General features: G+C 40.7%; 9 protein-coding genes. 6 read left to right on the top strand and 3 right to left on the bottom strand.

The genetic code is table 11. The features are described 5' to 3' along the window. Window positions 1-212: 212 nt before the first annotated feature. From BLV55_RS05685 to BLV55_RS05665, 5 genes are all read left to right on the top strand, one after another. Window positions 213-1,391, top strand: coding sequence for a M20 metallopeptidase family protein (locus tag BLV55_RS05685; protein ID WP_093312161.1), 1,179 nt, complete (start codon window positions 213-215; stop codon window positions 1,389-1,391). Between the two features lie 39 nt (window positions 1,392-1,430). Continuing rightward, on the top strand, window positions 1,431-2,852 hold the full coding sequence (locus BLV55_RS05680) for a YfcC family protein (RefSeq protein ID WP_093312158.1): 1,422 nt from the start codon (window positions 1,431-1,433) through the stop codon (window positions 2,850-2,852). Window positions 2,853-3,176: 324 nt separating this feature from the next. After that, window positions 3,177-3,581: a hypothetical protein gene (locus BLV55_RS05675; RefSeq protein WP_093312156.1), complete on the top strand. Its 405-nt coding sequence runs from the start codon at window positions 3,177-3,179 to the stop codon at window positions 3,579-3,581. 141 nt (window positions 3,582-3,722) lie between these two features. Next, window positions 3,723-3,932, top strand: a complete 210-nt coding sequence (locus BLV55_RS05670) for a helix-turn-helix transcriptional regulator (RefSeq protein WP_330386578.1) — start codon at window positions 3,723-3,725, stop codon at window positions 3,930-3,932. A 1-nt stretch (window position 3,933) separates the two neighbouring features. Then, window positions 3,934-4,362 (top strand): DUF6773 family protein, encoded by a 429-nt coding sequence (locus BLV55_RS05665; protein ID WP_093312153.1) that lies wholly within the window; start codon window positions 3,934-3,936, stop codon window positions 4,360-4,362. A 16-nt stretch (window positions 4,363-4,378) separates the two neighbouring features. Here BLV55_RS05665 and BLV55_RS05660 read toward each other — a convergent pair whose 3' ends face one another. Both BLV55_RS05660 and BLV55_RS05655 read right to left on the bottom strand, forming a co-directional pair. Beyond that, on the bottom strand, window positions 4,379-6,163 hold the full coding sequence (locus BLV55_RS05660) for a sensor domain-containing diguanylate cyclase (RefSeq protein ID WP_093312150.1): 1,785 nt from the start codon (window positions 6,161-6,163) through the stop codon (window positions 4,379-4,381). Window positions 6,164-6,247: 84 nt separating this feature from the next. Continuing rightward, a complete protein-coding gene (locus tag BLV55_RS05655; protein WP_093312148.1) occupies window positions 6,248-7,144 on the bottom strand; it encodes a sensor domain-containing diguanylate cyclase in 897 nt (298 codons plus the stop codon). A gap of 326 nt (window positions 7,145-7,470) precedes the next feature. Here BLV55_RS05655 and BLV55_RS05650 point away from each other — a divergent pair, with 326 nt between their 5' ends. Then, window positions 7,471-9,480 carry a methyl-accepting chemotaxis protein gene (locus tag BLV55_RS05650; protein WP_176968277.1) on the top strand — a complete coding sequence of 670 codons (2,010 nt, stop codon included), beginning with the start codon at window positions 7,471-7,473 and terminating at the stop codon, window positions 9,478-9,480. Between the two features lie 68 nt (window positions 9,481-9,548). Here the strand turns inward: BLV55_RS05650 and BLV55_RS05645 are convergent, their stop codons facing one another. Beyond that, window positions 9,549-11,792, bottom strand: a complete 2,244-nt coding sequence (locus BLV55_RS05645) for a DNA topoisomerase III (protein WP_093312143.1) — start codon at window positions 11,790-11,792, stop codon at window positions 9,549-9,551. Between the last annotated feature and the right edge of the window lie 73 nt (window positions 11,793-11,865).

Here is an 11,865-nt window from a genome sequence, read left to right as displayed (position 1 = left end):
GAATAAAAGACCTATTAAAGCCACTTTATCACAAATAGTTCATTCGTGCACCTATTAAAGATGATGGTAAGAATGTTCTAAAATGAAGACTTTTACGCTTATGGGATGAAATGTATAAAAAGTAAGAAAATTCATTTTTGGATGGCATGTGATTTGCATTTAATAATGATGATTCGGAAAATATATCATTAAAACAGTGAAGGAGGTAGAAGATGGAAAAAGTAGAACTGTTAGAAGCTGTTCAAAAAGAGGAGGAAAATATTATTAGGTGGAGAAGACACTTTCACCGGTATCCTGAAGTAGGATTTGAAGTTGAAAATACGGCGAACTATATCGCTGAGCATCTGGAAGAATGGGGTCTGGAAGTTGCGAAAAATGTAGGTAGAACAGGGGTGGTAGGTTTTCTCAAAGGTGGAGAAGGGAAAACAATTGCCTTAAGAGCGGATATGGATGCATTGCCAATAACGGAAACGAAAGAAACGGACTATCAATCAGAAAACATTGGAAAAATGCATGCTTGTGCTCATGATGGACATATGGCTATTTTGTTGGGAGTGGCCAAGGTAATGGCGTTTCATCGCAAATTTTTGAAAGGAAGCATCAAGTTTATCTTTCAACCAGCGGAAGAAGGTCCATCACCAGGGGGCGCAGCTCCGATGATTGATGAAAGTGTTTTGGAAGGGGTCGATTATATTTTTGGAGCGCATTTACACAGCCTATATCCAGTGGGGACCGCTGGCATCAATCTGACAAATATGATGGCCTCGACGGATAATTTTTCAATAGAAATGATTGGAAAAGGAGGTCATGCAGGCTTGCCTCATGAATCCATTGATGCAATTGCTCTGGTTTTTAGAATGTATCAGGAAATTCAGTTGATGGTTAGTAGGAATAATGATCCGTTAGAACCTTTGGTCATTAGCGTAGGGACGGTTAATGGTGGAGTTGCAACTAATGTGATAGCAGATAAAGCGGTGTTAACAGGAACGGTAAGAACACAGTCGAAAAATATTCGTGAAAAAATTATTCAGCAATTGGAAGATAAAGCGAATTTCATCTCAGAAAGCGAAGGAGGGCGCTGCAATGTCCAAATTGAAAGAGGGTTACCACCACTGGTAAATCATGAATCCTCTTCCTTGATGGTGAAAAATGCAGCAACAAAAGTGCTGGGAAAAGAGAAGGTTTTTATTCTGGAAAAACCTAATATGGGAGCGGAAGACTTTGCCTATTACTTAGAAGAAGTACCTGGTGCTTTTTATTGGATAGGCGCTGGAAACAAAGAAAAAGGAATGGACTATGTGATGCATCATCCGCAGTTTGATTTTGATGAAAAAGCTTTGATTAATGGAACGAAAATTTTTATACAAACACTGATGGATGTGTGGAATTAAAGTGTAGATCACGGGAAATATAGAAAAGGAGTGGAACTGATGGTATTGCAAGAAAAAGAGAAGAAAGAAAAGAGAAGTTTTCCACATTTGTTTGTGATTTTGATGAGTGTGATCATTATTGCTACGGTATTAACCTATATTGTACCTGCGGGAAACTATGAAAGGATAGTTGATGAAGCGACAGGGCAAACGATTATAGATCCATTATCCTTTGAATATGTTGAAAAGACGCCGGTGGGACCTTTTGCTATGCTACTAAGCGTACAAGAAGGTTTGATCCAAGCAGCTCCTATAACGTTTTTGGTGTTTATGGCTTTTGCATCTTTATATTTGGTTCAAGAAACAGGCGCTGTCGATGCGAGTATTGCTTTGATGGTTAGGAAAACAAAAAAGAATGAAAAGCTTTCGAGCATAACCATTGCTTTCATTATATACGTATTAGCAGCCTGGGGATCTACAGGAACAATTTCTTACGAACAAATAATAGCCTTTATTCCGATCTTTTGTACACTTGCTATTGCTTTGGGTTATGATCCTTTGGTTGGATTAGGAATGTCTTTTTTGCCTGTAGGGATGGGGTTCGCATCCTCTACTGTAAATCCATTCACTATCGGTGTGGCTCAAGGGATTGCCGAACTCCCGCTGTTTTCGGGAATTGCTCTTAGACTGATCATTTTAGCTGTGATGAGTACATTGACTGTTGTTTATGTACTGTGGTATGCGAATCGTGTCAAAAAAGATCCATCGAAAAGTATTGTTGCTGGAATCGATTTTGGTGAATTGGAAATTGATGAAGCGAGACTTTCTACAGAATTTACAACAGCCAGAAAAATGACATTGCTAACGCTGCTACTTGGTGTTGGAATCATGGCATATGGCCTTAGTACTCAGGGATGGTATATCAATGAAGTGGCGGCTATTTTTGTGGCTGTATCCATTGTTTCGGGTTTGATTAACAGATGGAGTCCTAATAAAATAGCTGAAGTTTTTGTAGAAGGACTTTCTAAAGGGGTATTGTCAGCTTTAGTGGTTGGAGTGGCCCGAGGTATATTGGTTGTTATCAGCAAAGGAAATATATTGGACACCATCATTTACTCAGCTTCCAGTGTATTAACCAATTTTGGGCTATATCTTAGCGGGATAGGAATGTTAATTGTCCAAAGTTTATTAAACTTTCTAATTCCTTCTGGAAGTGGTCAGGCGGCAACATCTATGCCGATTATGGCGCCTTTGGCCGATTTGATTGGAATGAACCGCCAAATTTCTGTACTAATATTTCAGTTTGGTGATGGTTTTTCGAATCTAATCTGGCCAACAAGTTTTATTTTAATTGCCTGTTCTCTGAGTAAAATTCCATTGAACAAATACTACAAATTTGTATTACCCTTTTTAGGTATTGCATTTGTTTTTCAAATTTTATTCATTATTTTAGCGATTAATATCAATTATGGACCCTTCTAAGTGTTGATATCTTTGAGAATTTCTTCTTTTCTTTTGAGAGCAGAAAGGTGCTTGCGTATTTGCTCTTCCTATATCATAATGGTAATGTGAAATAAAATGATTCGTGCTTCGGAAATGGATGCGAACAAAACATGACTAACTGATTAAAAATAAACGGATTTTATGGCTTTTCGTGGAGTGTTAACACTATCAAAAGATTAGTTGTGTTATCGAGACGAAGAGATGGTCCGAAGGTATCGTTTGGTGACTGGTGGTTAGTTTGTTCACCTAGGAAGAACTCAAAAATAGGAAGAACTCAAAAACAGAAAGAGAGAAGGGCTTCGGATGAAACGAATACAGCGGTTTATGGTGGGCAGACATGGGGCAGATCAACTTTCGGCCTTTTTATTAATAATGTCAATCCTTGCTATGTGGATAGGACGGATGACAGGCGTCAGCTTATTTATGTTGATAGGCTATCTTTTGATGGGGATAGGGTTTTATCGAATTTTTTCCAAAGATATGATGAGTCGTCGGCGAGAAAACAGTGAATTCCTTCGGAGGAGTATCCCTGTTAAAAACAAACTGAAGCACTGGGTGGAGAGCATAGGAGGAAATACAAAACAAGCACATAGTCACCGCTACTATGTTTGTACGAAATGTCATAAACAGTTACGAGTTCCACAAAACAAGGGCAAAAAGGTGATAAAAGTTGTTTGTCCTGCCTGTCGGAATCAAATGAAAAAGTAAATAGCAGAGAACTGGTTAAAAACCGTCATTGTTTCGTTTAAGGAAAAGTGGCGGTTTTTTGTATTGATTTAAATAAGGAAAGCTTGACAAAATGCAATATATATATTACATTGAATTGTAACATATATATTGCATTAGGGGGTGGGTCTGATAATAAAAAATTCGGTTAAAAAAAGTCGAATAGAGATTCAGATAACACAAGAAGAGTTGGCGGAAAAAATTGGAGTGACAAGACAAACGATTGGATTAATTGAAAAGGAGAAATACAACCCAACCATTGCATTGTGCCTTAGCCTTAGTAAAGTTTTGGGGAAGTCTTTAGAGGAGTTATTTTGGATAGAGGAGGATTAGAATGAAAAATGATGAACGGATTACAAGTGATGTGAAGCAAGCTAATAGTTTAGGGTATTCGGTTTTCTGGTTTGGAATTTTTGGTGCCTTGCTAGTTCGGTGGTTTTATCTGGGACAGAGTTTAATAGAGGTTTTGGACGTTTTTGCAATTTGGTTAATCGCATCAATGGCACAGTTTTTTTCATTGGCAACAAGAGGGATTCCCATCACCTATCCTTTTGTTTCAAACCAAAAGGAACAAAGATACTTTGTGGTGATTTTTCCTCTTGCAACTGGTTTTATGACAGCTATGATATTGATGTTTTTAAAGGAAGATGTTGGATACAAGCGAGTAATCGGTGGCTTTGCAGGTGCGTTTATGGCAACCTTCATCCTTTTTGTCATTTATAACACTATTGTTCATTATTGGGAAAAAAAGATGGAGGAATAATTTTTTCCTCGCCTGCTTACTCATCGGCGGCGATCACCCGGTTTCCTCCTTTTCGCTTGGCAATATAAAGCCGCTTGTCGGCAGTAGAGAGAAGTTCGTTAGGCTGGGAAGGATCTAACTGAGCAATGCCACAACTAAAAGTAATTTTAAGCTGATGGACACTGAAACAAGAGGACGCCACTCTTTCTCTGACTCGTTCGAAAACAAGGGTTCCTTCCTGGAGGCGGGTTTCGGGCAGAATCACGGCAAATTCATCTCCACCATAACGACCGACAATATCAGTTTCTCGACAGCTTTGTTTGATTAAGTCAGCTAGTTCTATAAGCACTTGATCGCCAACGCCGTGACCATAAGTGTCGTTGATTTCCTTAAAAAGATCCAGATCAAACATTCCCACGCAAAGGCTACGCTGGTATCGGAGGGCTGCTTTGGTTTCCCATTCCAGAGCTTGGTGAAAATGCTTATGATTATAAAGCCTGGTGAGCCCGTCGATCTTAAGCAGTTGAGAAAGCAGGTAATTTTGTTCTTCTAACTGTTGTTTGCTCTCCTCCAGTTCGGCGGTGACAGCTTCCGCTAAGTTAGTGAGGGCTTTGACAATGCGGATATACTGGCGATCGGTCGGTATGTTTAAAGACGAGGTATCGGTTGCAGGTAAGTTAGAAGAAACATTTTTTTCAGATAGTAAGGTTACGGTCATACTTATATTAAGCAAATGGTTCTGCTGATTAAGATGAAAAAATTCTCCATAGGTAAAAAAACCACTTAAAGTAGCGAGTCGTGCAAAAGGAATAAGTTCTGTTGCTGCGTTTTTCTGGAGAAGTGATTTTCTGGCAACGCAGGAGAATACCAAAATGCCTTGTGGGTCAAAAGTTGCTGCCTGTTGACAATCTTCTTCAAGGCTTTCGAAGATTAAAGGAATATGACCATAACTAAACTGAACCCGTTCACCAAGCCTAATATCACCGGCATAATGGACACTTCCGTCTTCGCCTTGCCCGATAACGCTACGGGTGATGACCATTCCGTTACGTTTTAGCAAAAGGGGGAATTCGGAGCCGCCATGTTCTGTCAGTTTAGCCGAAGCATCATGTCCTAAATAGCGACGGTATACTTCGATGGCAGGTTCATGATCAATGGTCTTAACGATGTTTTCTGAAGCATCTGTAATTGTCATGGTCTTTCCAATTTTTTTCCAGTTCAAACGGTAAAATTGATGAATTCTAAGAGAATCACCATTGAGAGCAATGGCAACAGCGCCCTGTTGGAATGCTTTGTTTTCAAAAAACACGCTGGTATGTTTGAAACGAAGCCCATCACCGGCTTTGCCACCTGCAATTGGCACATGGGGAGCTAAACGTGACAATTCATCCAGCAACAAATGAGCATCTGTATGGTAGCCATCGGTGAAAAGGATCAATAATTTTGTTTCAGGGACAATAAGGTCCTTTTTGATCTGACGAGCCATGTGGGTGGGATGGAATTTTTCCAAGGGATAACTGCTACCTATAGGTTGCATAGCGTCGAATTCAAGGAAGGAAATGACGATTCGTTCATCTTCAATATTGGCATGATTAAAAGCACCGGCCGTGGTAGCGCCGGCGATAACGGCTTTTGGCAAAAGTGCTGATAGTTGGTGGATGAGTTGAGTAACTTCAGCTTGTTCACTCTGAAGAGAAGCTTTTTTCTTTAACTCAAAATCAGCAAAAATCAGAATGGCTAAATGATTGTCCGTAATGTGATGCTTGCGAAGCAAGTCGGCAAGGTGATCGCCAGGGCGATAAATGATATTGAACATCTTCATTATTTCCAGCTCCCGAAAACAAAATAGGTCTTTATTACCAAGTATAGCATAAAAAGTTTTTCTTTGACTATGCAGAAGAACAAATTACTTCGGATCTTGCCGAAGGGGAATACGACGAATTCTTCGTTGTTTTTTTTCTTCATACATCCGTTTATCAGCAGCGGAAATCAAACCATCGCCATCCTTGCTATCTTCCGGAAAAACTGCAATTCCAAGGCTTGCAGGAACTGTTAATGTTTGACCTTTCCACCAGTAAGAAGGCTGCAAAGATTTTCGGATGTTGTTCTCCAATTCAACCCAGGAACAGTGAAGACTGTCCGTTGCTAATATAAGAAATTCATCACCTCCTACCCGAGCGGCTTCACCACAATCTTTTAAGACCGACAGCAGTCTGTTGGCAACTTCTTGAAGCACATAGTCTCCGGCTTCATGACCATGAAGGTCATTTACTTCTTTAAAAAGATCTAAATCCAAATAGTAAATAATAAACCGTTGATGAGACTGATTACTAAGATGGCGGATTCGATCATAAATGTACTTCCTGTTAAAAAGACCCGTTAGGCTGTCGGTGTTTAATAGACGGTTCATCTCCCTCAATGCAGCTTCTTCTACTCGTATGTCCCGATACATGGCAAAAAAACCATAAGACTCTCCATCAATAATGACCGGACTACCAACGGCCTCAACTTCCAATAATGTTCCGTCTTTATGCCTTCTCATTGTTTTATCTCGCATCGTATGATGATTAAGAACAACGGCTTTAAAACGACCGGCTTCTAGCTCGTATCTTGATGGGACGATGAGATCGTTAATATAAGCGCCAAGAGCTTCCTCTCTCGTATAACCAAATAATTCAGTAAAACGGATATTGATGTCTAAAACGACTTCCTGTCGATTCAATATGGCGGTGGCAAAAAGCGACCGTTGAAACAATTGTTCCAAAAATATTTCTTTTCGATGACGGTACCATTCTGTGCTCACGGGATCACCTCTTTGTAAGTTGGTTTTCTATCAACAGGATTTTCGCGTATTATCTTATTTATACCACATTAAAAAGCAGAAACCCAAAAATTCCATATATTCGGAAAATACCTCTGGATCTCAAACTGAATAAAATGAAAAGTGCGAATAAATAAGTCTGGGGTGGTGTTTCTTTATAATTCTACTATCATAGTGCTCAAATGTAATGAATTCTGATATAATATCAATTATCTGTGTTTACATAATGAGTGGAAAGCAAGTCTGGAAATAATGATAGGAAGAGTTTTTCGATGAGACCAGACAAAACAAAAAAATGGAGGATACAAATGAAATCGATTAAAGTAAGACTATTAGCCGTATTTACAGCACTTATTATCGTACTGATTGCGGCAACAGGATTTTACGCTTTAAGGATTGCAGAGAATGCGCTGATGGAAAATGCCTTTGAAGAAATTGAAACAGTAGCAACTTCGGAGGCCAAGTATGTACAGGCTTTAATAGAAGGTCAGTTGGCTTATATGGAAGGTTTGGCAGAAAACCCGATCGTTATGGATGAAACCTTATCCTGGGAAGAACGCAGTCAGTTTATGGTGAGGGAAGCTCAGCGAGCTGGCTATGATGCGTTTGTTTATGTTGAACCGGACGGCAGTGCTCGGTCAATGGATCATGTGGACCAGCGTGGAAATGTAGGGGAGAGGGAGTATTTCCAAGAGGCAATGGCTGGAAATTCGGTAGTCTCTGATGTTTTGGCAAGCGTAGAGAGTGGCGAGATTATTTTTAACTATGCTGTGCCGGTGAAAGATAATGGACGGGTTGTGGGAGTCCTATACGGAAGAAGGACAGCGCAAGTAATGTCAGAGGTTGTAAGCAATATGCAGTATAAAGAGACCGGTTTTTCTTATATTGTCAATCAGGAAGGTAGAATTGTAGCCGACAGAAACATTGATCTTGTACTTCAACAGGTAAATCTTTTAGAGGAAGCGGCTCAGGACGAAACGCAAAGTCAACGAAGAGCTGTGTTACAAGAAATGGTTCAAGGAAAGACGGGTTCTGGTGCTTATCCATATCAAGGAGTGGATCAAATACTTGGGTTTTCTCCCATCGAAGGCACGCCATGGACCATAGCTGTGGGGATTCATACGGAAGAAATACTGGAAGGAATAGGGAGTTTGAGAAATGGTTTGATGATGGCGGTGCTTATTTCGCTACTTCTTGGATTCGTTATTACTTATTTTGTGAGCAATTCTATTTCAAAACCGATAGTGGCTACGACAGCAGCCATTGAAAAATTTGCAAGACTGGACTTTGCGAAGGATGAAAACCAGGCAGGTTATCGGTACCTACAAAGAAAAGATGAAATTGGCATTATGCTTAATGCACTAGTAAAAATGCGAATTAGTGTCAGTGAGTTCCTGGTAAAAACCAGCAGTCACGTAGAACAGGTGGCGGCTGCTTCGGAAGAGTTGACGGCTACTAGTCAGCAATCTTCCATGGCAGCCAATGAAGTGGCCAAAACCATCGAAGAAATTGCGAAAGGAGCGACAGACCAGGCGAAGGATACAGAATCAGGAGCCGGGTATGTAGAGGCATTGGGACGTCAGATAGAGATGAATACTTCTCAAATGAATGAACTAAACGAATCGGCATCTAATGTCATTCTTTCAAAAGATAAAGGGATTGAAACGCTGAAAGGCGTATTGGAAGAAACGGAGTCAATGAAAACGGCGATCAAAAGCATTGAAACCATGATTCGGGAAACAGAAGAAAGCAGTCAAAAAATTCATGAGGCCAGTAAAATGATTAATAGCATTGCGGAACAAACGAATTTACTGGCACTTAATGCGGCTATTGAATCTGCCCGTGCGGGTGAAGCAGGCAGAGGGTTTGCCGTAGTTGCGGAAGAAATTCGAAAATTAGCGGAGCAATCAAGCCAGTTTTCTCAGAATATTGGAAGTGTCGTTGATGAACTGACAATGAATACAAAAGATGCGGTTCATACCATGGAAAAAGTGGAAGTTGCAGCAGAAAGGCAGGATTCTGCTATTGAAAACACCAGTCAGACCTTCAACGAAATAAATGGAGCCATTCATAGAACCATGGAATCTATCCAAGCCCTCGACGAGTCCACAAAGACAATCGAAAAACAAAAAGACTCTATTATTTCTGTCATCGAAAACCTGTCGGCAATTGCAGAGGAAAATGCGGCAAGCACGGAAGAAGCGTCGGCTTCTGTAGAAGAGCAAACGGCTTCCATGGACGAGATTGCCAATTCCAGTAGTGAACTGGCAACCATTGCCCAAGAATTGCAGGAAGAAATATATAAATTCAAAGCATAAAAGCAATTGATAGAAAAACATTGCGAATCAAAAAGGGCTTAAAGAAATGAAAAGGGGATACAAAAAAACTAATCATCAAAAGTAAACTTCGAAAGGGCGTCGGCCAAAGCAGTGTTAATTGGCTCGTCCTTTTTCTTTTCCTGTTCTTTTAAGTATCGGTTGACTTCCTTTTTAGAGACTTTCTGATGCCCCTGCTTTTTCTTTCTGGCCTCAAAAACACTTAGTTTTTCCCGGTAACCACAGCGACAAACAAAGATACGCCCGTCTCCTTCGCCACGTAGTTCCAATTTCTTTCGACATTCCGGACAACGGGCATTGGTAACCAACGCTACAGATTTTCGGTGACCGCATTCCCGATCTTGACATACCAACATTTTTCCTTTTTTTCCCTGAACTTCAAGAAGGTATTTCCCACACTCTGGACATTTTTCTCGGGATACATTATCATGCTTAAAAACAGTTGTACTATGGCCAATTTCCCTTACAATGGTTTTTGCGTATTCCCTCATATCACTGACAAAGCTGGTTTTTGTCAATTTCCCGCTGGCAATGGCACTTAGGCGCTGTTCCCACTGAGCTGTCAACAATGGTGATTTCATTTTTTCCGGCACCAGCTCCAATAATTGCCTTCCTTTGGAGGTAAGGTGAAGCGCATTTCCTCGTTTTTCCATCAGGAAGCTTTTTTGGAGTTTTTCAATAATATCTCCTCGAGTAGCGACTGTACCTAAACCACCTGTTTCCTGCAAGGTTTTCTTTAGATCCTTATCGCTGGAAACCATATATTTACCTGGATTTTCCATGGCAGCCAATAAGGTTCCTTCTGTAAAGAAAGGTGGTGGCTTGGTTTTTCCGGTGGTTAACTTAAGCTGTTTGACCAATAATTCCTGTCCCTTTTCAAGGACTGGTAATACCTGCTCTGGATAAAAGTGGCTGGAGGAATCAGCCGTTTCAAGGGATTCTTCCTCTAGATCATCTGAGTCATAGGAGTTTCCAGATTTGTTTTTTTCCATTACAGACTTCCAACCAAGGTCTTTGATTACCTTGCCTCGGGCAATAAAGGTTTCGTCTCCGATAGAAGCTTCTACTAAAGTTTCATCATAAACAAAAGGCGGGTAAAAGACGGATAAAAACCGGCGTAAGACCATATCGTATATCTTTCGTTCTCCGTCTCTAAGTTCAGACAGAAAAGGGCTTTCTTCTGTGGGGATAATGGCATGATGGTCCGTTACCTTGCGATCGTCAACGAAAGACTTATTGGTTTTGATTCCTTGGCGAAGAATAGTGCCGGCAAAGGTGGCATAAGGACCGATACTACAAGCTTTAATCCGCTCTTTTAAGGTTCCGATCATATCGGAAGACAGATGCTTTGAATCGGTTCTGGGATAAGTGAGTACTTTATGTTCTTCGTAAAGCTTCTGCAAATAGGAGAGCGTTTCTTTGGCCGAGAAGCCGAAGCGGCTATTGGCCTCTCGTTGTAAAAGGGTTAAATCGTAAAGTCCTGGTGCTAAGGTTGTTTTAGCTGTTTTTTTGACAGAAGTGATGCGGGCCTTTTTACCAAGCAGAGACTGTTGTTTTTGTTCCATTCCTTGCTGATCAAAGCTTCTGGTGGAGTTAGTCTTAGGATCTCGCCAGAGGAGTTTTAGGTTCTGTGCATCGGCAGAAAGCCCATAATAGGTTTTGGGTTGAAACTGTTGAATTTCCTTTTGTCGATCAGCCAGGATCGCCAAAGTTGGTGTTTGTACCCGGCCACAGGAAAGCTGAGCATTATGTTTACAGGTGAGGGCTCGAGTTGCATTGATTCCGACTACCCAATCGGCTTCAGAACGAGCAACGGCAGAAGCATAGAGGTTTTCATAGGCTTTTCCTTCTTTTAACTGCTGAAAACCTTGACGAATGGCCTGGTCTGTAACGGAAGAAATCCATAAACGTTTGATAGGTTTTCGGTTTCCTGCTTTTTCAAGAATCCATCGAGCTACTAATTCGCCTTCTCTTCCGGCGTCCGTAGCGATAATAATTTCCTTGATATCTTTACGTTTCAATTGATTGCTAACAGCGTTATACTGCTGCCGGCTTTGACGAATCACTTCTAATTTAAGGTCTTTAGGAAGAATCGGCAAATCCTCTAAACGCCATTGTTGGTATTTTTTGTCGTAGCCTTCCGGATCCATTAACGTTACCAAATGCCCTAAGGCCCAGCTAACAACGTATTTATCGCCTTCTAGAAATCCATTTCCCTTTCGAGTACACGTTAGTACCCGAGCAATGTCTCTGGCGACAGAAGGTTTTTCGGCTAGTACAAATGATTTACTCATTAAAAAACAGTCCTTTCTTGATTCTTAGTGATGCTTTTGGATTTTTTTGATTTCGCTTTCTGAACCGAACCCA

This window comes from Tindallia californiensis, assembly GCF_900107405.1.
GTDB lineage: Bacteria > Bacillota > Clostridia > Peptostreptococcales > Tindalliaceae > Tindallia > Tindallia californiensis.
This window is presented reverse-complemented; position numbering and strand designations above follow the sequence as displayed.